Origin of the sequence: Pedobacter steynii (assembly GCF_900103665.1) — a bacterium.
GTDB classification, from domain to species: domain Bacteria; phylum Bacteroidota; class Bacteroidia; order Sphingobacteriales; family Sphingobacteriaceae; genus Pedobacter; species Pedobacter steynii.
In genome coordinates this window covers 328,880-350,901 of the sequence record NZ_FNGY01000005.1, presented here as the reverse complement: position 1 = coordinate 350,901, position 22,022 = coordinate 328,880, and the positions used below count along the sequence as shown (strand labels likewise).

Annotated in this window: 19 protein-coding genes, 4 tRNA genes and 1 riboswitch; of the genes, 7 read left to right on the top strand and 16 right to left on the bottom strand. The window is 40.0% G+C overall.

Annotation, left to right across the window (positions count from 1 at the left end; translation table 11 throughout):
- Positions 1 to 3: 3 nt before the first annotated feature.
- The 15 genes from BLQ87_RS15920 to BLQ87_RS15855 form a co-directional block, all read right to left on the bottom strand.
- Positions 4 to 1,176, bottom strand: a complete 1,173-nt coding sequence (locus BLQ87_RS15920; protein WP_074608560.1) for an HlyD family secretion protein — start codon at positions 1,174 to 1,176, stop codon at positions 4 to 6.
- A gap of 61 nt (positions 1,177 to 1,237) precedes the next feature.
- Positions 1,238 to 1,444 (bottom strand): hypothetical protein, encoded by a 207-nt coding sequence (locus BLQ87_RS15915; protein ID WP_074608558.1) that lies wholly within the window; start codon positions 1,442 to 1,444, stop codon positions 1,238 to 1,240.
- A 491-nt stretch (positions 1,445 to 1,935) separates the two neighbouring features.
- Complete coding sequence (locus BLQ87_RS15910; RefSeq protein WP_074608555.1) at positions 1,936 to 2,142, bottom strand: hypothetical protein; 207 nt, start codon at positions 2,140 to 2,142, stop codon at positions 1,936 to 1,938.
- 339 nt (positions 2,143 to 2,481) lie between these two features.
- Complete coding sequence (locus BLQ87_RS15905; RefSeq protein WP_074608553.1) at positions 2,482 to 2,949, bottom strand: hypothetical protein; 468 nt, start codon at positions 2,947 to 2,949, stop codon at positions 2,482 to 2,484.
- Between the two features lie 790 nt (positions 2,950 to 3,739).
- Positions 3,740 to 4,807 (bottom strand): hypothetical protein, encoded by a 1,068-nt coding sequence (locus BLQ87_RS15900; protein ID WP_074608551.1) that lies wholly within the window; start codon positions 4,805 to 4,807, stop codon positions 3,740 to 3,742.
- Positions 4,800 to 6,446 (bottom strand): FAD-dependent oxidoreductase, encoded by a 1,647-nt coding sequence (locus tag BLQ87_RS15895; protein WP_074608549.1) that lies wholly within the window; start codon positions 6,444 to 6,446, stop codon positions 4,800 to 4,802. Before BLQ87_RS15895 ends, BLQ87_RS15900 begins: the two co-directional genes overlap by 8 nt.
- On the bottom strand, positions 6,436 to 7,947 hold the full coding sequence (locus tag BLQ87_RS15890) for a polyamine aminopropyltransferase (RefSeq protein ID WP_074608547.1): 1,512 nt from the start codon (positions 7,945 to 7,947) through the stop codon (positions 6,436 to 6,438). Before BLQ87_RS15890 ends, BLQ87_RS15895 begins: the two co-directional genes overlap by 11 nt.
- A gap of 1 nt (position 7,948) precedes the next feature.
- Positions 7,949 to 8,173: a DUF350 domain-containing protein gene (locus tag BLQ87_RS15885; RefSeq protein ID WP_074608546.1), complete on the bottom strand. Its 225-nt coding sequence runs from the start codon at positions 8,171 to 8,173 to the stop codon at positions 7,949 to 7,951.
- Positions 8,174 to 8,182: 9 nt separating this feature from the next.
- Positions 8,183 to 8,356: a hypothetical protein gene (locus BLQ87_RS33785; RefSeq protein ID WP_172664889.1), complete on the bottom strand. Its 174-nt coding sequence runs from the start codon at positions 8,354 to 8,356 to the stop codon at positions 8,183 to 8,185.
- Positions 8,357 to 8,360: 4 nt separating this feature from the next.
- Positions 8,361 to 9,674, bottom strand: coding sequence for a DUF4178 domain-containing protein (locus tag BLQ87_RS15880; RefSeq protein WP_083361899.1), 1,314 nt, complete (start codon positions 9,672 to 9,674; stop codon positions 8,361 to 8,363).
- Positions 9,674 to 10,027 carry an S-adenosylmethionine decarboxylase family protein gene (locus BLQ87_RS15875; protein ID WP_074608540.1) on the bottom strand — a complete coding sequence of 118 codons (354 nt, stop codon included), beginning with the start codon at positions 10,025 to 10,027 and terminating at the stop codon, positions 9,674 to 9,676. Before BLQ87_RS15875 ends, BLQ87_RS15880 begins: the two co-directional genes overlap by 1 nt.
- 207 nt (positions 10,028 to 10,234) lie before the next feature.
- A tRNA-Glu gene (locus BLQ87_RS15870) sits at positions 10,235 to 10,306 on the bottom strand.
- A gap of 39 nt (positions 10,307 to 10,345) precedes the next feature.
- Positions 10,346 to 10,421, bottom strand: a tRNA-Met gene (locus BLQ87_RS15865).
- Between the two features lie 45 nt (positions 10,422 to 10,466).
- Positions 10,467 to 10,538: transfer RNA gene (locus tag BLQ87_RS15860), tRNA-Glu, on the bottom strand.
- A gap of 41 nt (positions 10,539 to 10,579) precedes the next feature.
- Positions 10,580 to 10,655 (bottom strand) — tRNA-Met (locus BLQ87_RS15855).
- A gap of 110 nt (positions 10,656 to 10,765) precedes the next feature.
- On the opposite strand from BLQ87_RS15855, the gene era reads away from it, so the two are divergent.
- Together era and der are read left to right on the top strand one after the other, a co-directional pair.
- Complete coding sequence (gene era / locus BLQ87_RS15850) at positions 10,766 to 11,644, top strand: GTPase Era (protein ID WP_074608538.1); 879 nt, start codon at positions 10,766 to 10,768, stop codon at positions 11,642 to 11,644.
- Between the two features lie 49 nt (positions 11,645 to 11,693).
- A complete protein-coding gene (gene der, locus BLQ87_RS15845) occupies positions 11,694 to 12,995 on the top strand; it encodes a ribosome biogenesis GTPase Der (protein ID WP_074608535.1) in 1,302 nt (433 codons plus the stop codon).
- A gap of 7 nt (positions 12,996 to 13,002) precedes the next feature.
- Here the strand turns inward: der and BLQ87_RS15840 are convergent, their stop codons facing one another.
- Positions 13,003 to 14,583 carry a S41 family peptidase gene (locus tag BLQ87_RS15840; RefSeq protein WP_074608533.1) on the bottom strand — a complete coding sequence of 527 codons (1,581 nt, stop codon included), beginning with the start codon at positions 14,581 to 14,583 and terminating at the stop codon, positions 13,003 to 13,005.
- 188 nt (positions 14,584 to 14,771) lie between these two features.
- Here BLQ87_RS15840 and murQ point away from each other — a divergent pair, with 188 nt between their 5' ends.
- From murQ to metF, 5 genes are all read left to right on the top strand, one after another.
- The gene (murQ, locus tag BLQ87_RS15835; RefSeq protein ID WP_074608996.1) at positions 14,772 to 15,578 is read left to right on the top strand and encodes an N-acetylmuramic acid 6-phosphate etherase; all 807 of its coding nucleotides are present in this window, start codon (positions 14,772 to 14,774) and stop codon (positions 15,576 to 15,578) included.
- 11 nt (positions 15,579 to 15,589) lie between these two features.
- Positions 15,590 to 16,159, top strand: a complete 570-nt coding sequence (locus BLQ87_RS15830) for a hypothetical protein (RefSeq protein ID WP_074608531.1) — start codon at positions 15,590 to 15,592, stop codon at positions 16,157 to 16,159.
- Between the two features lie 51 nt (positions 16,160 to 16,210).
- A complete protein-coding gene (locus BLQ87_RS15825) occupies positions 16,211 to 16,963 on the top strand; it encodes a Bax inhibitor-1/YccA family protein (protein WP_074608528.1) in 753 nt (250 codons plus the stop codon).
- A 117-nt stretch (positions 16,964 to 17,080) separates the two neighbouring features.
- A riboswitch (SAM riboswitch) is annotated at positions 17,081 to 17,190 on the top strand.
- Between the two features lie 114 nt (positions 17,191 to 17,304).
- Entirely contained in the window at positions 17,305 to 20,964 is a 3,660-nt protein-coding gene (metH, locus tag BLQ87_RS15820) for a methionine synthase (protein WP_074608993.1), read from the top strand.
- Between the two features lie 32 nt (positions 20,965 to 20,996).
- The gene (metF, locus tag BLQ87_RS15815; RefSeq protein ID WP_074608526.1) at positions 20,997 to 21,953 is read left to right on the top strand and encodes a methylenetetrahydrofolate reductase [NAD(P)H]; all 957 of its coding nucleotides are present in this window, start codon (positions 20,997 to 20,999) and stop codon (positions 21,951 to 21,953) included.
- The last annotated feature ends 69 nt before the right edge of the window (positions 21,954 to 22,022 follow it).

Below are 22,022 nucleotides of genomic sequence, written 5' to 3'. Positions count from 1 at the left end.
GCTTTAGGTCTTATCACTGACATTTGGATTGACCCAATCATCAACTTTATCATATAACAACTGATATAAACTACGGCTGGTTACCGTGAAACGGGCAGTAAAATTCATTCCTTTCTTTAAGAAACCTTTATAACCATTCTTTAGGATCAAATGATCCTGGTTCAGACTACACTTCACCTTGAATACGGGCTGATTCCCATTTAAAACAACGATATCATCGGAGATATCTATGACCTCTCCCTGTGCAGATCCCCATTGATTATAATTATAGGCATCAATCTGAAAACGCACCTCCTGGCCTTTTTTTATAAGCCCGATATCTGATGGTTTGATATAACAAAATGCAGTTAAGCTCGCATCCGGCGATATTTCTCCGATTTTCTGATTTGCAAAAACATAAGCTCCCTTTTGTATGCCACTGAGGTTTTGAACAGACCCGCTGGTTGCAGCCCTCAATACATACTGCTTTTTTTGCTCTGTCAGTTCTGCTTGCTGGCCGGAAAGCTGGCGTAATTCATTACGAAAACCATTTGCTTCCGTTTGCCATTGTGTTTTATATTTAGCCCGTACCATTTGATAGGCCGAGGTTGCTTGTTCCAGTTCAAACTTATATTTTTCGTACTCAGATTCCGTGAGTACCTTATTTTCGTATAACTTATTGTAACGTGCAAAAGTGCTTGCTGCCTGCATTTTTGCAATTCCGGCATTTTCCAATTCCTGTACAAACTGTTGCCAGGAGGCATTGTATTGTCCGGTTTGCAGGCTTGGAGAATTGGTTTTGTCAAGTGTTTGGAAAGACAACAGCATATTGATATCCTGAAGAAACTGACTAAGCTGACCTTCACGCCCCTGTACCAGGACACTCTGTTGCTTTGGTAATCCGCCATCAATCACAAGAATAGTATCTCCTTGTTTTATCTTTTTATTATCAGTAAGTCTATATTGAACCAACCGGCCGTTGACAGGTATGTTTAATTCCGTTTTTTCGAGAGAAGATTGTAAAACGCCATTTCCTTTAATGGTGATGGGTGTTTTAATAAATGGAAGTGCCGCAAAAGTCAACAATACAACCAACAGGGTAACTTGATAAATGAGTTGGGATGATTTGCTGATTTGTGAGCGGTAGACAATGGAGGTAGTAGAGATCGTTTCGGCAGAATAGGGAGATAGTGGCATGTTTTAGTGTTTAAAATAACCGTTATTCTGAAATTCAGAATAACGGTGACTTATAACTTTTTTATAGGCTCCAAACGAATTTCAAAACATTGGTTAATGTTTTGTTTAAAAAAACAGAAGCGTCAGCAGCAACAGCATTTACAGTTCCAACAACGGAACCAACAACACCTGTTAGGATATCGTTTAATAAACCACCACCTTCAACTTTTGTCATTTCAGCAACGTTCATTTCTTGAACGCCAAGATTCTTTAATTCTAGATTTTTCATATTTAGGGATTTTTAATTTAAACTCCTTACTCTATTTAAGGCTTTTCAGGATACGCCTAGGTTGGCCAAACGCTGAAACGAATATAATGATAGTATCCATAAAGATTAAGGAGTGGAATTTCTGTCGAAAGCTCATTTCACCTGAATAAAACGTCAAAATACATGTCCTTTTAAGCAAAGAACATGGTTTCGCTCTATGCATAGGCACTTTTATTCCTATTTGTTCAATTTATTCATTTTTTCTCCAGCCGAACGGCACATATATCTGCATATTTTCCTAAAATGACACCAATTATTTAATAGAACTGATGCCGCTCGAAAAACAGTGTTAAACAGCACATCGTTTCTACTAATACTTCTTATTTTTAATCCGTATTAAACTTGGTTTCCCCAAAAACAAGAAGACTAGATCCATTAGAGTGCATTGATAATAATGATTTGTTCAAAGGAAAACGACCGTTATTCGGAATAACGGTCGTTTTCAAGAATCCTTACAAGCTAAAAATTGCAGTTAAGACTGTACCGATCTGTTTTTTTGCATATGCAACGGTGTCTCCTACAATAGCACCCGCAGCCGTAATAACGACAGTTAGTGTACCGCTAATGAAATCGCCCAATAACCCACCGCCTTCAATTGTTTTCATCTCAGTTCTGCTCATTTCTTGAACATCAAGATTTGTTAGTTCTAAATTTTTCATGATAGGAATAATGTTATTTAAGGTCCCTACTCTATTCAAGGCTTTTCAGGATTCGCCTGGTGTGGCCAAACACTAAAACTAAGATAATCATTCTGTATTTCTTAAGCTGGATTCCAACCATGACCTGAAATCAATGAATTTTTGACGATAAGCAGTAAAAGTGCCCTATTTAAACTAAGAGCGCGTTTATTTGTAAAATGAACAGCGATTTACAAGAACATTCAAATCATTCATTTTATCCGCTACAAAAATGCAACACACTTATAATGAAATCATTAACAAAATCAATCGTTTCGTCCCCACAACTTTTAGGAATGAAACGATCAACCGATGCGAATCTTATTTTTTACAGTCGACAGGAGCAAATGTAAACCTACCTTTTTCAAATGAAATTGGTTTACCTTTCACAAAAAAAGACCTGCCCAAAGTAGTTTGAATTTGCCCCACTCCAAGAACTAACTTCCCGTCTTTTTTTAAGAATGCCAATGGGTTCTTATAAATAGTTTTATTCTCCAGTCCTATCTTAAAGGTATAATCGACAAATAAAGTATCCCCTTTGAATTTCCCCTCAACCTTACCGTCATTCTTTCCTTTCTCCTTAAAGTTAATGGTCAAATTACCGGAAACCTTCCCGCTACTTAGGGTTTTTATATTAAAATTGGCCGTATCAACCCCGTCAACCGCAACAAAACATTGCTCGTTAATCAATGAGTCGGTAGCATTAGCCGAAGTTTGTTCTGTTCCCCGATTACAACTAAAAAGAACAGGAAATGTAAGAAATGCAAGGTAAAACGCTGGTTTTTTCATAATTAATTATGGCTTTAAATGTACAATCGATTAATAATTCAATCTAACAATACCATAAAGATGCATAAAGTTTGCTCCTTCCATAAATAATTAAGAAATACTTAAAGTTCAAGAGAAACATTCATTCTTTTGCAACATTCATAACGATGCCTTGTCTAATCTTTCAGATGAGCCATCCAAACGAAAGTAGTAACGCCGACAAACACTTAGTTGAAAAAATACTAGGTGGCGATAAGCATGCTTTTAGCATATTGATAAAAAACTTATTCTTTAAGAAAGGGCTGCTTTGTCAAAACATCCAGTTGCTTTAATAAAATTGGAGTCCTAAAATCTCCATTCATCGATTTAACAAAATCTGCAGCGATATCCAGTTCCATGCCGACAGCAGTAATATACAGTGGTTTTGCACTTGTTCCACGGTACACTAGTCTTTTGCCATGAATCAGGTTTATAAAATCATTTTTTGTAACGCCAATGATAGGATGTCATAAATACATGGGATTATTTCTTTCCCATTCGCATTTAAAAGGCCACATTTACCATCTATAGCCATATAGCTGGGGTCTCGTATTGATCCGGGTTGTCGGTTTCAAATATCTCGTATTGGTTAAAATATTTCAAGCGAACATTTTTGCCCATCTCTGTTATCAGATCCTATAAAGAAACCATTGTCATGGTAATCAAGGTTATCATATGAATAAGTAAGTCGGGGGCCTTCTTGAGCTCCTTTACCCGTTCAAAACGAAGTTTAGGGTTATTTTGAAAAGGTACTATCGTATTTTTAGTCATTCTAGAATTTATGTTTGGATTTCCAGATGAAACCATCCAGCACATAATGCGTAGCCTGAGGTAAAGTAAGCAATGGGATCAGCAATGATAAAAACTGATGATCGGAAATTTGAGGCAACCGGGTAAACAGACTGAACAAAGCACGATGTTCTCCCCAGACCAAACCATCCCAAAGTCCTTCTTCAAAATAGGCAAATACCACTAAAGTCAACAAAAAATAAAAAACACCATACCTGCCAAAGGAAAGCTTCATTAATTTACCTTTCATTGTTCCAGGCTTATGACATAGCTTTTTCCTCTCAAAAAACCAGATCAGTGCCATATAGGGAATACCATGTGAAATCACATTTAAGGTTGTAAATGCCATGTCTCCGTTAAAGTACACAATTCCAAAATACCAGGATAAAAAAGTACCGAGAACCAACAAATTTCTTGGGATATTGACCTGCTTTTTGATGATGATTAGGATAAACTCTTTAATAAAGTAGGTACCAATTACCAAGATATAAACGACGCCAGACAACTGCAACAATCTTTCATTTTTAAACAGGAGAAAATCTCCTTCTACAAACCAGCAGAAATTTCTGTTTGAACTTAGATGCCAGAACAGTAGCGGATAGACAGCGGCGGTATAAATTGTAATCTGATCAATACATTTCACATAGACCGGCAAATATTCTTCCCGTGAATATAAACGCATAAATCCATATTGCTGTCTGATAAAATGATAGACAGCAAGATAGGCAAGAATTCTCCAGAACCATAAATCGTCGAACTGATAAAGTAATACGCCAACGATATAGCAAAATAAAGGAATGCCAATCAGCAAGGCAGATTGACGCCTAAAATTATCGGGATTGAAATAAGTACGGTATAGGGTACTGTATACATGCGCCACATCAATGAAAACAACCAATAGAAGCCAATAGATCGGAGGGATTCCCTCAGCCTCCTGGAATTGTGCAGGAAAAAGCAATACCATTAGTAAAGAGAAAAAAGGCGGCAACAGGATAAATATACCGTCGCTTAGCGCAGATTGAAGCCAGGGTTGACGATAGAATCTATCCATTATTTTTCAGGACTTCTTTAGCAGCTCTGATTCCCTGATGAAAAGCCTCTTCAAAAATCGAAATACCACTTAAATCACTATGTGCAAAAAAGATCTTTTGATCGATGGCCTTCCTCGCCTGTTGCAAGTTATCCCCCCAAATCAGGTCTACCGATGGAGAGATCATTCCATGTCCCCAAACCCATAGGTCTATATTCGTAATTACTTTTGTAAGCCCTGGATGTATGTATTCCAGTTCAGGCATAATAATGTCCAGCCATTGTTCATAACTTCTTGAATATGCTGCCAGTCTCGCTACGGCGGGCTCAAAATCACAAAGGGGCAGGTAGTAGGTCAGCGTATGACCGTCTTCAGCTGTGTTCAATCGTTGCTGGCCTGAATTCACATACCCTACTGAGGGTGTATCATAAGCCACATTATCCCAACATAATCCCATTCCCCTACCTCCCGACAATGCACTAACCTTAATATTAGCTACTAACCATGGTGCATACTGCAATTCCTTATAATCAACCCCGGGACGTTTAATTCCACGGAGTAATCGGTTGTTCACATATTGAGGTGCACACAAAATAACCTTTTCGGCCTCAATCGTCCGGTTTTGCTGAGTATTTACATCATAAACTAATGCCAATACCTTTCCATTATCCGTGTAACCAAGCTGATAACACATCGATGAAGTTCGAATGTATTTATCCAGAGGATCTGCTAATTGTTCCATCAGCCAGCCATTGCCCTGTGGCCAGGTGAGTACCGCATTTCTTTCCGCATTGGCCGCCAGACCTCTTCTTGAGGCAAAATAGTGCAATCCGGCCCAGGCAGAAACGTCGCTGATCTTCCGTCCATAATCGTCTTTACAGGCATAATTCAGATACCACAATAAATATTTAGAGGTAAAACCTTTTTTATCCAGATAGTCTTTAAAAGACATCAGATCCAATTTCAGGTAGGATTTATCAGATGAACTCTCACTAACGGGTACATTAAAAACAAATTTTCCGTCTGCTCCTTTCTTTAACCTCAGTTCTTCCACTTCAGCAAGGAAGCGTTTGATCTGAGTTTTCTCGAGCTCAGGGACACCAAACTCAGGAACTAAACCTTCCTGCCATTCCCCATTGATCAGCAGCCGCTCTTCTGGATCAAAGGTCAGGTAAAATTCATTGTAATAAGGAAGTCCTTTCTCCATATGTGTAATGACGTTAATTTCTTTAAAGAAATCCATCAGCACTTCATCTTCATTATTGGCAACCGTAACATAATGCGCGCCAAGTGGATACGCTGCGTCTTTATTTTTCCCGGAATGAGCATTGCCTCCTTTATGAGCCTCCAATTCCAGAATCTCAAAATCTGTTTCACCACTTTGTTTAAGCCAACGCCCGGCAGACAGCCCGGAAATACCACTCCCGATTATCAATATTTTCACTTTGGAGTGCTCCAAGGGCTTGGGGAAAGATATTTTATCTCTCAATAAGTGTCCGGCTTTCTCATTTGGACCTGAAAGCTTTCCTGGAATGTCGTAAGATTTGGCCTTTAACCTTTTATAACAACCATTCAGAAATATTCCTCCGGTAATCAATCCAACCCTCAATAAAAAGCCCCGTCTTTGAATGTAATCCGATAGTCTGGAGTTATAGGACATTTGCCCACTCCTCTTCAAAATATTTGACCAAAATCTGGTTGTTTAACTTGTTCACTTCTGTTTTTACCTTGGCCATATCTTTGGGAAAGTATAACATAAGGTCAAAACTTTCTTTCGATAAAAACTTTAACCCGGGAAGATATTTTGCAGGCTTCTTATACACATTATCTGGATTTGTAGCCATAATATATCCCCACTCGCCAAATGAAGGCACATAATTATGATAAGGAATCGTCTTTAAACCCACACATTCAAGCGTTGTGTTAACAGTCCAAAAGGACTTGGGTGCCACATAAGGTGAGGTAGACTGAACGACCATTAAGCCTCTTGGTGAAAGAATGCTTTTAACGAGCTGATAAAAGGAATTGGTATACAATTTACCCACGGCATAGCTGGAGGGATCAGGAAAATCAATCACAATAAAATCATATTGTTTCTTTTGAGCCTTAATCCAGGTAAAGGCATCCGCATTAATCACTTTTACTCTGGGCGACAGCAAAGAACTGTTATTGAGGTCTAACAGGATTTTATTGGATTGAAAAAGTGAAGTCATGCCTTTATCCAAATCAACCAATGTGATGGATTCTACTTGCGGATATTTCAATATTTCACGTACAGCAAGTCCGTCGCCACCACCCATGACCAAGACATTTTTTGCATTCGGCAGTGCTTGAAGTCCGGGATGAACCAAAGCCTCATGGTAACGGTATTCATCATCTGAACTAAACTGCAGGTTTCCATTTAAAAAAAGTCGCAATACCTTATTCTTCTTTGTTAAAATGATACGTTGATAAGGGGTACTTTTAGAATAGATGATGGTATCACTGTAAGTTAAGCTCTCAGAAAAACTGGTAATTTTATCTGCGTAAAAAAATCCCGCCACTAAAAGCAGGATGCTGATTGCCGAGGCACTTTTCAGATAAGCCGCCGCTTTGATCTCCTTTTTAAAGCTGACACAAACAATAAGCGCAACTACGACATTGAGTATACCAAAAAGGTAGGCTGTTTTTACGAGACCCAAATGCGGGATAAGTAACAAAGGAAAAATCAGAGAGGCCAATAAAGCACCAATGTAATCAAAAGTAAAAACCTTTGATACCAGGTCCTTAAACTCAAACCGATCCTGAAGTATTCGCATAAGTAGTGGGATTTCCAGGCCTACCAAAATACCGGTTAAACTCACCAATCCATACAATACGATTCGGAATGAGGCTACATTTTCAAATATGAGAAAAAGAATAGTCGCACTGAACCCTCCCACAAGACCAACCAGGATCTCTATTTGGATAAACCATGATAAAATGTTCTTATCAAAATATTTAGAGATCCATGAGCCAATACCCATAGAAAAAAGATACAAACCAATGATGGTAGAAAACTGTGTAACTGAATCACCTAATAAATAACTGGCAAGAGTACCTGCAATTAATTCGTATATAAGGCCACAGGTGGCCACAACAAAAACAGAGATGAGTAAAAGTGCGGGTAGTCTGTTGTTCATTTTAACTGTGAATAGCCGAGCTGATAATCATAGCGATGGCAATAATAAAAGCTGCAAAAACGATGGCCAGTGCCATATTTCGTTTTTCCAGTATTTCCTTCCAAAGATTTTCAGGAGTGATCTTTTCAATCACCCAAAAGGCGGCAAAAAGCACAATGATTCCCACTACGGAATAAACCAGGGAGGCAATGATGTATTTGATGTTAATCAATTCGTTTAAGCTCATATTCTTTTCTTATTTATGATAAAATCTATTTGTATACCCTGAATGGATGCGATTTCCTTTATATTCTGTATTTCTTTCCACCTTATCGTCATAGTAAGTAATGCCATTCCATAACGCATAAGTAAATCCGCCGATCATCAACAACACAACGAAAAGATATATCCTGATTACTTTTAATTTCATACAATTAGTTTACAAAAGGTGAATGATCGCTGTTATCCCAACGTTTTTTCTCAAAACGGGTCATCATGTACCAACAAAATGCGGGGTAAATCAACAATAAGAATATGGTAACTAACGTGTTTCTCCACATATTCACATTTGTTACCGCCCTGATATATAAATTACTGAGGTGTTGATCTCCCGAAGCTGGATAAACATTTAAATGGTATTTTCCCCTTGGAAGGTCGGAAATTAAAACAGAAGTCTCCCTGGAACCTTCATCCCAGGATTCACCATCTTCCACTCCATGATAATATTCCATACCCTGAGTTACTTCCCAGGTTTTATTGCTCTCCTCATTAATCAAAACGATGGTGGCTTCAAGCCAGTTATTGTCTACCCTGGAGCTAAATGTAAATTCAATATTGGATGAAACCCTATTTAAAGAAAAAGCAGGAGTAATAAAAGGCTTAAAAGAATTGTCCTGACTTCCCGCAACGGCCGTGATTTCAAAATCATCATTGATCAGTTCCTGCTCAGGAACCAATGTGGCAAATAAAAGTTGCAGCAGCAATATGACAACAATCGCAATCCCGGTAATCGGGAACAATGTATTCCAGCGGTCATAGTATCTGGATGGTTGAATTGCCCCAATACCTGTCTTAACCGGAAAAACAGCAGAATCCAGCTTAAAAGCTTCCGCAATGACTTGTAGTTCCAGATATTCGGCCAAATAATAATCAACTCTTTGGGGGCTGCTTTGCGTTTTCTCCTTCACCAACATAAAAGGAGGAGCCACAAATTCCAAAGCAGCTATTTTTTCATTCACGACATCCCAATCTGCTTCTCCAACCATAGCAGTTACTACAGGAGCATATTTATTGAATAGCCGGTAGTCAGATCCATTGTAAGGAATCATATTTAGCCCATTAGGGACAAAATGGGCAAGATCCGGAAAAATTTCTTTTCCTCCGATAAAACTCCAATGTCCGTCAAACTCAGCAAGTGTAACATACCCATTTTCTGGACTATACAGCAGATATTCCCGCCAACAATAGGCCGTATTCCGTTCTTTTTTCTCCAGGTAGCAGATCACCTTGAATTCGAGCTCTTTTAAAACGCCAGTACTTCCCAACGGCAAAACGGGCTTGAGCACCGGGGGAGATAATTTCCCTTTCACACCAAATTCCAAAGATTTTAAGCGTTCCACGTACGATTTACAGCTAGGACAGGCAAAAAAGACACTCCCATGAAGATCGTAAGAAGTAATACGCCAGTCGCATTTAGGACAGATTAAAGTCTCAACAGAGGGAAATGAGGGAATATTAAGACTAGCCATTAACGGATCACCTCTGTTTTCTGTTGCTCAATTCCTTCAAAGAAATCAAGTACCGACTGATAAATGGATTGGACTTTTTCGGTATTATCCTTTTGATAGTTCGACAGGAAGATATCAAAGGTTGCCAGCTTATACTCCGGCCAGGTATGAATAGAGAGGTGTGATTCCGTCAGACAAATCACCGCGGTAAAGCCCCCATTCTCAAAATCATGGTACACTTCACCCACTTTTTGCAGGTCATACCCATTGATCAAGCCGTTAAATAGATTTTTACAATCAGAAGAGGAGCTGAGATATTTCATTTTATCTGAAGTAAATTCTGATAAAATATGTAGTCCGGGTTTATATTTCATTAAAGCTTGCGTTGCTTCAAAAATAGGAAAGTAAATCGAAATAAAAACAGACTGGGTTATTAATTTAAATAACCAGAACTACAATTATTGTTCAACAGGGAGTTTTTCAAGGCGCCCCCACGTTTTAAGTGTTTTAGGAAGGGATTTAAATTACAAATAGGTCATAAAAAGCAAAAATCCCGCTCTACTTATCGTAAAGCGGGATCGTAGCCCGTAGGGGAATCGAACCCCTGTTTCCAGAATGAAAATCTGGCGTCCTCACCCCTAGACGAACGGGCCATTTTAGAAGTGCCTTAATCTTTACGATCACGACTTCTTTGGTAGCGGGGACCAGACTCGAACTGATGACCTTCGGGTTATGAGCCCGACGAGCTACCAACTGCTCCACCCCGCACTATACCTTTAAAAACTTCACTAAGCCTCTGCTTAATGATTACTGTAGCCCGTAGGGGAATCGAACCCCTGTTTCCAGAATGAAAATCTGGCGTCCTCACCCCTAGACGAACGGGCCATTTTAGAAGCGCCTTAATCTTATTAAGATCACGGCTTCTTTGGTAGCGGGGACCAGACTCGAACTGATGACCTTCGGGTTATGAGCCCGACGAGCTACCAACTGCTCCACCCCGCACTATATACAATTTCGTAGCTTTCGTTATTTGTTTAACTCTTGTTCCGAATTGGAATGCAAAGATATAATTCGTTTCTTTGCGGTGCAAATTTATTTTAAAAAATATTTTCATGTCACATAAAGCAGGTTTTGTAAGTATAATTGGTAAGCCCAATGCGGGCAAATCAACGTTAATGAATGCCCTGGTGGGTGAAAAGCTTTCTATCATTACTCCGAAAGCTCAGACTACCCGTCACAGGATTCTGGGAATTGTCAATGAAGAAAACTATCAGATTGTATTTTCTGATACTCCGGGCATCATAAAACCGCGTTACGGTTTGCAAGATTCCATGATGAGTTCGGTTAAAGGTGCCCTCACAGATGCGGATCTGATTTTGTTCGTTACCGACATTAACGAACAGTATGATGAGAACGATGTATTGGAAAAGATTATTGACACCACCATTCCAATGATTGTTCTGATCAATAAGATCGACAATGCCACACAAGAAGAGGTAGAAGAGAAAACTGCTTACTGGCAGGAAAAACTAAATCCCAAGCATATTTATGCCATTTCTGCATTACATCTATATAATCTGGATGGCATCATGGAGATGGTATTGGATCATTTACCGGAACATGCTCCCTTCTATGATAAAGAAGACCTGACTGATCGTACCCAAAGATTCTTTGTTTCAGAAATCATCAGAGAGAAGATCTTTAATAACTATCAAAAGGAAATCCCTTATAGTACAGAGGTTGTGATTACTTCTTTTAAAGAAGAAGAGAAAATTACCAGAATCAGTGCTGAAATCATTGTAGAACGCGATTCTCAGAAAAATATCTTGATCGGTAAAGGTGGTGCAATGCTAAAGAAAGTTGGTACCGAAGCCCGTAAGGATATTGAGAAATTTCTGGATCAAAAGGTGTTCCTGGAGACCTTTGTAAAGGTGGTCCCGGACTGGAGAAGTAAAAAGAACTATTTAAAAAGTTTCGGGTACGAAAATTAAGCTTACCTTTGCAACCCCTTAATAACTAATACAATTCATACCAATACACATGAGCAACATTATCGCAATAGTCGGAAGACCAAACGTAGGCAAATCTACCCTATTTAACCGCTTAACAGAGAGTCGCAAAGCCATTGTTGATGATTTTAGCGGTGTAACCCGTGATCGTCATTACGGATCGGCAGAATGGACAAACAGGCAATTTACAGTAATTGATACAGGAGGCTACGTAGCCAATTCTGAAGATGTTTTTGAAGCAGCCATCCGTGAACAGGTGGTTATCGCCATCGAAGAAGCAACAGTATTGTTGTTTATGGTAGATGTGGTAACCGGCATTACCGACCTGGATGACGAAATCGCACAATTACTTAGACGCAGCAGTAAACCAGTATTTATCGTTGTAAATAAAGTAGACAATACACAACTACAAAATGATGCTTCCGTATTTTACGGATTTGGTCTAGGTGAAATCTACCCGATCTCTTCTATGACGGGTTCCGGAACAGGAGATTTATTAGACGATGTGATCAAACACTTCGAAGATGTGGTAGAAGAAGAAAATGCCTTACCTAAAATCACCATCGTTGGAAGACCTAACGTAGGTAAGTCATCACTGATCAATGCACTAATTGGTAAAGAAAGAAATATTGTAACTCCAATCGCAGGTACAACAAGAGATTCTATCCATATTCACTACAATCAATTCGGACACGAATTTATGTTTATTGATACTGCCGGACTTCGTAAGAAGACCAAAGTAAAAGAGAACATTGAATTTTATTCTGTTATGCGTACCATTAAGGCGCTGGAAGAAGCAGATGTGGTCATCTTAATGATAGATGCCATGGAAGGATTAGAGTCGCAGGACGTTAATATTTTCCACCTTGCGGAGAAAAACAAAAAAGGTATCGTAATCCTGGTTAACAAATGGGATTTAGTAGAGAAAGACAGTAAAACTGTTAAAATATTTGAAGACCAGATTCGTCAGAAACTACAACCTTTCACTGATGTACCGATCGTGTTCACCTCTGTAGTCAATAAACAACGTATCTTCCAGGCTATTGAAACCGCATTGGAAGTATTCAAAAACAGAGGAAAGAAAGTTCCTACTTCTAAATTGAATGACGTCATGCTGCCAATCATTGAGAACTATCCTCCACCAGCATTGAAAGGAAAATACATCAAAATTAAATACATTACTCAGATCAACGGAACATCACCGATGTTTGCTTTCTTCTGTAACCTACCTCAGTACATCAAGGAACCGTATAAACGTTTCATTGAGAACAAACTAAGGGAACATTTTAACTTTAGCGGAGTACCAATTCAGATTTATTTCAGACAGAAATAAAATACGATTACTGCAAACTGGTTAATGCCTGTTTGACCATGGCGTCACTTAAATTAAGCGCTTTGTAATAACCGGCATCACCCAGGTGGTATTTACACAACAACACTTTGATGTCATTATAGATCAAAGGTCTGGCAGCTTGTAATAGCTTTGGCTCTATCACAACACCTTTAGTCTGAATATATTTCAACAGATCCTTGTAATCCGCATCATTGATGTTAAAGGTTGCAAGGTTCTGTTCAATAAAAGAAGAAGTGTAGCGGTTTGCAAGAACATCATAGACGAAGTCAAACAGCACTTTCTTCGCAATCAGCTTCGCATAAAATCTGTTAAATCCACTGGTATCCATTTTCACATAAATATCCGGTTGAATTCCGCCGCCTAAGAATAACTTTCCTTTCTTAACACTATCTTTTACACTTACATTTTTTGAAGTCAGCTCTCCATCATTAAAACGATCCTCAATCTCATTCTGATAGGCGTTATAGCCCTTTTTATAAGATTTCTGAATGCTTCTTCCTGAAGGTGTATAATATCTTGCTATGGTCAGATTTAAGGCAGAACCATCTACAAAAGGAAACTGCTCCTGAACAAGACCCTTTCCGAAAGAACGGCGACCAATAATGATTCCCCTATCCAAATCCTGTACTGCACCGGCAAGAATTTCACTTGCAGAGGCAGAGTTCTCATTAATCAGGATGGCCAGTTTTCCTTGCTCGAATTCTCCACCACCAGTAGTAAAGTAATCTGTTCTCGGTTCATGTTTACCCTGAGTATATACGATTAACCTGTTTTCTGCTAAAATCTGATTAGCCAGCCCTGTTGCTGCAGTCAGGTAACCTCCCCCGTTATCACGAAGGTCAAGCACCAGCTTTTTCATCCCTTTGCCTTTAAGCGTACGGACAGATTCGACAAAGTCCTGATCGGTCTCTGCGCCAAAATTACTAATACGCACATATCCTGTTTCAGCATTGAGCATATAAGCTGCATCAATACTGCTCACTTTTACTCTGCCTCGGTTCACCGTAAAGAGTACCGCGCTAGGATTTCCAGGATGCAAAATACTTAATTTCACCGCAGTACCTTTCTTTCCTTTGATCTTACCAATCATTTTATCTCTCGGCAATGCCCTTCCGCTTACAAAAGTGGTGTCTATTTTAAGAATTTTATCTCCCTGGCGGATTCCTGAAAGAAAAGCAGGACCATCTTTGATCACATTAGTTACCAACAGCGTATCATTAAGGATATAATATTCGATTCCAATGCCTTCAAAATTACCCCCAAGGGTTTCGGCAAATTCATTCGCTTTTGCGGGAGGAAGATAAACGCTATGCGGATCCAGCTGATGTAACAAGCTGTCTATAGGAAGGTGGTGTAAACTATCCGCATTTACCTCATCAACATAGTTTTTATTAATAATATGAATGATTTCATCTACCTTTTCAGTATTGTCGGCGAGATAACCGGCCTGCTTTTTAACCTGAAATCCCTGATCTTTTAGAAACTTATACCCCACAAACATACCACCTATTAGAACAACGGAATAAGTAAGGGCGATCAAAAGGTTATATCGGGTAGTCTTTTTCATGGTTAAATGCTGCGTAAAGTTATAAAATAACCCTGTCAATTAATAAATTAAGTCCTATTCATTTGTAATTGTTTTGATAAATTTCACAATAAGCGGGAATGTCGCGTAGTATTGTCTTATTTGAACTGATTTCCTTGAATATTTCCGGTTTAAAAAGAAAATCACGAATTTTATCAAAAAAACCACATATGATAAGAGTAACTGAGCAGGAGTCAAAGTATAACAACATCGATCAGATGTCCGTACTTCAAATTCTTCAAGACATCAATAAGGAAGACCAGACAGTTCCTCAGGCAGTGGAAAATGCCATCCCACAAATAGAGAAATTAGCTGCCTCAGTTGCAGAACGTATGATCAGTGGAGGCCGTTTATTTTATATCGGAGCAGGAACCAGTGGTCGTCTGGGTGTAGTAGATGCCTCAGAATGCCCGCCAACATTTGGCGTTCCTTTTGACTGGGTAGTTGGGATCATTGCCGGTGGCGATACAGCGATCAGAAAAGCGGTAGAAAATGCAGAAGATGATGTTGAACAGGCATGGATAGACCTTCAGGAATACAAAATCAATGAAAAAGACTGCCTGATCGGACTGGCCGCATCAGGAACCACCCCTTATGTAGTCGGCGGACTAAATACAGCACGTAAACACGGCATCTTAACCGGATGTATCGTTTGTAACGAAGGAGGCCCTATTGCTGCAGAGAGTGACTTCCCGGTAGAAGTAGTGGTCGGACCGGAATTTCTTACCGGCTCTACCCGTATGAAATCAGGAACTGCTCAAAAATTGGTTTTAAACATGCTCAGTACGACAGTGATGATTAAACTGGGCCGGGTAAAAGGAAACAAAATGGTAGATATGCAGCTAACAAACCATAAACTGGTTGATCGTGGCACACAAATGGTAATGGAAGAACTACACATCGACCATGATCAGGCGGCTGATCTGCTCATCCGTTACGGAAGTGTACGTAAGGCTGTAGAAGCAGGTACTAAATAATCTCATAAAATATGCACGAAATTGAGCCCTTCTACTTATGGCGCGATGATTATATCGCTGCCGAAGATGAACGTTCGCCTTTTTACAATACGGAATACTCAGAGTTCTATTTCGACAAACAACTGTACAATTTCCTGATTCATCCTCAATGGGATGATTTTGGTTCCAATACACTATATCTTAAAGTTTTGTATACGGATTACGACAGGAATTACACCATCATTGAGTTTATCGGGGAGTGGAACGATGCGATTGGGAACGACATTATGTTGTTGAAAAGGGAGATTCTGGAACTGATGATCGACGAAGGAATCAATAAATTTATCCTTGTCGGAGAGAATATCCTTAACTTCCATTCTTCTGAAGACAGCTATTATGAAGAGTGGTTCCAGGATGTCGAAGATGGCTGGATCACCGGAATCAATTTTCAGCAACATGTAATTGACGAATTCAGAAACGGTAATATTGACTACTACATTAACTTTGGCGGTCAGCTTGACGATTTGGCATGGAGAACATTAAAACCACTTCAATTATTTAAAAAAGTAGAAGAAATCCTGACAAAACGACTCGGGGCATAGGTTTTGTAAGAAGATAAACAATTAGTAACTTTAAACTAAAACTTAAATAAAATGGATAACAACAATAATTACCAGTGGGCACACAAATCTGTTATTGCAGAACAGCAAACCGGAATGGTTGCCAAGAAGTTCTTCGCAAATGTGTTTCTATGGATGTTTGTAGCGTTGAGTTTATCAACAGTGGCAGCTTTGGTTATCTCTACTTCTCCGGCAGCACTAAGCCAGTTGGTGAATTTTGAAACCGGACAGAGAACTGTATTAGGATATATTGCCATGTTTGCCCCTCTGGGCCTGGTATTATTAATGGGAGCTGGATTTAGCCGCCTTTCTTATGGTGCACTGTTAGGTGTTTTCGTCTTATTCTCTATCCTCTTAGGGGTGAGTTTGAGCTTTATCCTTCTGGTATACACTGCGGGATCTATTGTAGCTTGTTTTGCTGCAGCAGCAGGTATCTTCGGGATTATGGCCGTTCTTGGCTATACGACCGATGTAGATTTAAGTAAATTCGGACCAATCTTAATGGTTGGTGTTGCGGGACTATTCATTGCCAGCATCATTAACATGTTCCTTGGAAGCCCTACTTTTAGCTATATCATGAGCTTCTTTGGTGTAGCCATCTTTACCGCCCTTACAGCGTATGATGTTCAAAAGCTAAAACGTATCGGTGCAGGTATCGAAGAAAATGGGGATCAAATGGTTGCTGCAGATGCTAAAAAATTAGCCATCATGGGTGCCTTATCACTTTATCTTGACTTTATCAATATCTTCTTATTCTTATTAAGAATCTTCGGAAGCAGAAGATAATCACAATTGTACAGAATATTGTTCCGAAGGCCATGCAAATTTGCATGGCCTTTGCAATTTTATATGCTTTAAGCACTGTTTTTTTGGAAATCATTTTTCTTTGTTGCACTTTTGCAGAGCTTATAGAGAAAGACGGAGGGATTAGACCCTGCGAAGTCTTAGCAACCTGTGCTTACAAGGTGCTACATTCTACTGGAACCGGACCATTGGCTCCCGAAAGATAAGTTAAAGTCGACCCTATACCGGACTTTTCAATAAGCTTTTTGATTGCGTATAAAACAGTAACCGATATGAAGTTCATGTCTGGTCATCTTTTCCATACGCCTTACGGGGAGAAAAAAATGAACATTAGAGAAGAGTTAGAAAAACGCATATTGATTATTGACGGTGCCATGGGTACCATGATCCAGCGTTATATCCTAACAGAAGAAGATTTCAGAGGTGAAAGGTTTAAAGATCACCCATGTGATGTGAAAGGCAATAACGATTTGCTAAACCTTACACGCCCTGACATCATTAAAGCAATACACACCGAATATCTTAAAGCCGGTGCAGATATTATTGAAACCAACACCTTTAGTACCCAGCGCATTTCACTGGCAGATTACCAGATGGAAGAGTTGGATTATGAGATGAGTTTTGCAGGTGCCAGGATTGCACGTGAAGCGGTAGACGAATTCATGGCCGAAAATCCGGACAGAAGATCTTTCGTGGCTGGTGCTGTTGGCCCAACCAATAGAACACTTTCCATCTCACCAGATGTAAATGATCCTGGATATCGGGCATTAACTTTTGACGAACTTGTTGATGCTTATGATCAACAGGTTCGCGGATTGGTTGATGGCGGCTCCGATCTTTTATTAATTGAGACCATCTTTGACACCTTAAATGCCAAAGCTGCAATATTTTCTATTAAAAAATATGAAAAAGAGATTGGCAGAACGATAGACATCATGATTTCCGGAACCATTACTGATGCTTCCGGAAGAACCCTATCGGGACAAACCGTGGAAGCTTTCTTAAATTCTGTAATTCATGCCAACCCGATCAGCATAGGCTTTAACTGTGCGCTGGGAGCCAAAGACATGAGGCCACACATTGAGGAGCTTTCTGCCAAGGCCACTTGTTACGTATCCGCCTATCCCAATGCAGGCTTACCTAACGAGTTTGGTGCCTATGATGAGATGCCTCATGAAACGGCACATTTAGTAGAAGATTTTATACAACATGGATTTGTGAATATTGTGGGTGGTTGTTGTGGCACTACGCCTGAGCATATCAGTTGCATTGCTGCCAAAGCCAAAAAAGTTAGCCCAAGAAAAATTCCTGAAGTAGCTCCATACTTACGACTAAGCGGACTGGAACCCGTAACTGTTACCCCGGAAAGTATTTTCGTCAATATTGGTGAAAGAACAAACATCACCGGATCGCCTAAATTTTCTAAACTTATTTTAGGTGGCGACTATGAGGCTGCCCTTACTGTTGCCCGTCAACAGGTAGAAGGTGGTGCCCAGGTGATTGACGTAAATATGGATGAAGGGATGTTGGATGGAGAAGCTGCGATGGTCAAATTCTTAAACCTGATCGCTTCTGAGCCTGATATATCCAAACTCCCAATCATGGTCGATTCCTCTAAATGGAGCGTAATTGAGGCCGGATTAAAATGTTTACAGGGAAAAGGAATCGTCAACTCCATCTCACTAAAAGAAGGAGACGAAAAGTTTAAGGAAAGTGCCCGTAAAATCATGAATTACGGTGCAGCTGTAGTCGTAATGGCCTTTGATGAACAAGGACAGGCAGATAACTTTGAAAGAAGAAAAGAAATATGTAAACGCTCCTACGATACTTTAGTGAATGAAGTCGGCTTCCCTGCCCAAGACATCATATTTGATCCGAATATCCTGACCGTAGCAACCGGTCTGGAAGAACACAACAACTATGCAGTAGACTTCATTAACGCCACCCGATGGATCAAGGAAAACCTGCCTTACGCTAAAGTAAGTGGAGGAGTTTCCAATATATCGTTCTCTTTCAGAGGAAATAATACCGTTAGAGAGGCCATGCACTCCGCATTCCTGTACCATGCCATTAAAGCAGGTCTGGACATGGGGATTGTAAACGCCGGAATGCTGGAAGTTTACCAGGAAATACCACCGGAACTTCTGGAACGTGTGGAAGATGTATTGCTCAACCGCAGAGATGACGCTACAGAAAGACTGGTTGAATTTGCAGATACCATTAAGTCTAAAGGAAAAGAGATTGTTAGAGATGAGGAATGGAGAAAAGAAAGCGTCGAAAGCAGACTCTCTCACTCCTTAGTGAAGGGAATTATAGAATATTTAGATGCCGACGTAGAAGAAGCCAGACAGAAATATCCTAAACCAATACATGTGATTGAAGGTCCGTTAATGGACGGAATGAACATCGTTGGAGATCTTTTTGGGGCAGGAAAAATGTTTCTTCCTCAGGTCGTAAAATCTGCCAGGGTAATGAAAAAGGCAGTAGCCTATCTCCTTCCCTTCATTGAGCAGGAAAAACTGGACAATCCTGATGGAAAAGCAAGCTCATCTGCAGGAAGGGTATTGATGGCCACCGTAAAAGGTGATGTTCATGATATCGGAAAAAACATTGTAGGCGTGGTATTGGCTTGTAATAATTTCGAGATCGTAGATCTTGGTGTTATGGTTCCGGCACAAACCATTATTCAGAAAGCCAAAGAAATTAATGCAGATATCATTGGATTAAGTGGTCTGATTACCCCTTCGCTTGACGAAATGGTACACTTTGCCAAAGAAATGGAACGCGAAGGCTTTACGATTCCCCTGATCATTGGCGGTGCTACCACTTCCAGAATTCATGCGGCAGTAAAAGTAGCTCCGAACTATTCAGGTCCCGCCATTCACGTACTGGACGCTTCCAGAAGTGTAACAGTCTGCAGTACCCTGATGAACGAAGAGACCAGAGGTCCTTATATCGAAGGCATCAGAAAAGAATACGATAAAGCAAGAGAAGCACATCTAAACAAACGCTCCGATAAACGTTTTAAGACTTTAGAAGAGGCCAGAAAGGATCAGTTTAAAATAGATCTTGACTTGGTGGCTCCGGCTCCTGCATTCACCGGAACAAAAGTATTTGAAGATTATCCACTGGCGGAACTGGTTCCTTATATCGACTGGACTCCTTTCTTCCATACCTGGGAACTTCGTGGCAGTTATCCTAAAATATTCAACGATAAGTTGGTTGGTGATGAAGCAAAAAAACTATTTGATGATGCGCAGGCCTTACTAAAAAGAATCATCGATGAGAAACTGCTGACCGCTAAAGGAGTGATCGGTTTCTGGCCGGCAAATACCGTTGGCGACGACATTATCCTTGATGTTGAAGGACAGGAAGTAACCATTCATACCCTTCGTCAGCAGGCAGAAAAAGTTGCTGGTGAACCTTATTATGCATTGTCAGACTTTGTCGCGCCTAAAGAATCAGGCGTTGCTGATTATTTTGGAGGCTTCGCAGTAACCACAGGAATAGGATGTGATGAACTTGTAGCTGAGTTTGAGGCCAACTATGATGATTACAATAGCATCATGGCCAAAGCACTGGCCGACAGGCTGGCGGAGGCCTTTGCAGAAAGAATGCACGAACTGGTCCGTAAAGATTACTGGGGTTACGCAAAAGATGAACAGCTGAGCAACGAAGCATTGATCAAGGAAGAATATGCCGGAATTCGTCCCGCACCGGGATATCCTGCCTGTCCGGAGCATACCGAAAAAGGGACGCTCTTTGAATTGCTTGATGCAGAAGATAAGATAGGTCTCCGCTTAACAGAAAGTTATGCAATGTACCCTACCGCAGCAGTAAGTGGATTTTATTTTGCTCACCCACAGTCCAGGTATTTCGGTCTGGGAAAGATCACGAAAGATCAGATCGAAGAATATGCCCTTAGAAAAGACATGCCAATAGAAGAAGTAGAGAGATGGTTAAGTCCTAACCTGGCTTATTAATTACAGAAAACCAACCTAACAAGATTATACTAATGAAGATCGTAGACCATATCAGTAACGCAAAAGGAAAACCCCTCTTCTCCTTTGAGCTCTTGCCACCAATAAAAGGGCAAAGTATTAAAGGCATTTTTGATGCAATAGATCCTTTAATGGAATTTAATCCGCCTTTTATCGATGTGACTTACCTCAGGGAGGATTATATCTACAAACAACATGCAAATGGTTTGTTAGAAAAGATCGCCTACCGCAAACGTCCCAGCACTGTGGCTACCTGTGCAGCCATTATGAATAAATATAATGTGGATGCAGTGCCTCACCTGATCTGCGGAGGTTTTACAAAGGACGAAACTGAAAATGCACTGATCGATCTTCAGTTTTTAGGAATCGATAATGTGCTGGTTTTACGTGGAGATGCCCGGAAAAGTGACAATTCATTTATCCCAACTCCAGATGGACACGCTTATGCTTCAGAATTGTTACAACATGTGGTTGACATGAACAATGGCCGTTACCTGCATGATTATATGGAAGATGCTGCAAAGACTGATTTTTGTATCGGCGTAGCGGGCTATCCGGAAAAACATTACGAGTCGCCAAACCTGGATACTGATTTTAAATATCTGAAACATAAAGTCGATACCGGAGCAGATTTCATCGTTACACAGATGTTTTTTGACAATAAAAAATATAAAGCTTTAGTAGATAAATGCCGTGCAAATGGCATTAATGTCCCGATTATCCCGGGTCTTAAACCAATTACAAGCAGTAAACAACTGGTTAGCCTGCCAAAAATTTTCCACCTGGATATTCCAATGGAACTGAGTGAAGCGATCCAGGCCTGCAAGTCAGAGAAGGATGTAAAAGAAGTGGGGATAGAATGGATGATCCACCAATGTCAGGAGTTAAAAGAGATGGGTGCACCTGTCCTTCACTTCTATACGATGGGCAATCCGGAACCTACAAAGAAGATCGTACAGGCAGTATTTTAGTCTTTTCATGATACCCGATAGGTATATTTTCGAATACTCTTTGTACCTTTCGGGTATCATTAAAACAAT

Coding starts and splice junctions, on each gene's coding strand:
- BLQ87_RS15920 (WP_074608560.1), bottom strand. CDS start 1,176: ATGCCACTATCTCCCTATTCTGCCGAAACGATCTCTACTACCTCCATT.
- BLQ87_RS15915 (WP_074608558.1), bottom strand. CDS start 1,444: ATGAAAAATCTAGAATTAAAGAATCTTGGCGTTCAAGAAATGAACGTT.
- BLQ87_RS15910 (WP_074608555.1), bottom strand. CDS start 2,142: ATGAAAAATTTAGAACTAACAAATCTTGATGTTCAAGAAATGAGCAGA.
- BLQ87_RS15905 (WP_074608553.1), bottom strand. CDS start 2,949: ATGAAAAAACCAGCGTTTTACCTTGCATTTCTTACATTTCCTGTTCTT.
- BLQ87_RS15900 (WP_074608551.1), bottom strand. CDS start 4,807: ATGGATAGATTCTATCGTCAACCCTGGCTTCAATCTGCGCTAAGCGAC.
- BLQ87_RS15895 (WP_074608549.1), bottom strand. CDS start 6,446: ATGTCCTATAACTCCAGACTATCGGATTACATTCAAAGACGGGGCTTT.
- BLQ87_RS15890 (WP_074608547.1), bottom strand. CDS start 7,947: ATGAACAACAGACTACCCGCACTTTTACTCATCTCTGTTTTTGTTGTG.
- BLQ87_RS15885 (WP_074608546.1), bottom strand. CDS start 8,173: ATGAGCTTAAACGAATTGATTAACATCAAATACATCATTGCCTCCCTG.
- BLQ87_RS33785 (WP_172664889.1), bottom strand. CDS start 8,356: ATGAAATTAAAAGTAATCAGGATATATCTTTTCGTTGTGTTGTTGATG.
- BLQ87_RS15880 (WP_083361899.1), bottom strand. CDS start 9,674: ATGGCTAGTCTTAATATTCCCTCATTTCCCTCTGTTGAGACTTTAATC.
- BLQ87_RS15875 (WP_074608540.1), bottom strand. CDS start 10,027: ATGAAATATAAACCCGGACTACATATTTTATCAGAATTTACTTCAGAT.
- era (WP_074608538.1), top strand. CDS start 10,766: ATGTCACATAAAGCAGGTTTTGTAAGTATAATTGGTAAGCCCAATGCG.
- der (WP_074608535.1), top strand. CDS start 11,694: ATGAGCAACATTATCGCAATAGTCGGAAGACCAAACGTAGGCAAATCT.
- BLQ87_RS15840 (WP_074608533.1), bottom strand. CDS start 14,583: ATGAAAAAGACTACCCGATATAACCTTTTGATCGCCCTTACTTATTCC.
- murQ (WP_074608996.1), top strand. CDS start 14,772: ATGATAAGAGTAACTGAGCAGGAGTCAAAGTATAACAACATCGATCAG.
- BLQ87_RS15830 (WP_074608531.1), top strand. CDS start 15,590: ATGCACGAAATTGAGCCCTTCTACTTATGGCGCGATGATTATATCGCT.
- BLQ87_RS15825 (WP_074608528.1), top strand. CDS start 16,211: ATGGATAACAACAATAATTACCAGTGGGCACACAAATCTGTTATTGCA.
- metH (WP_074608993.1), top strand. CDS start 17,305: ATGAACATTAGAGAAGAGTTAGAAAAACGCATATTGATTATTGACGGT.
- metF (WP_074608526.1), top strand. CDS start 20,997: ATGAAGATCGTAGACCATATCAGTAACGCAAAAGGAAAACCCCTCTTC.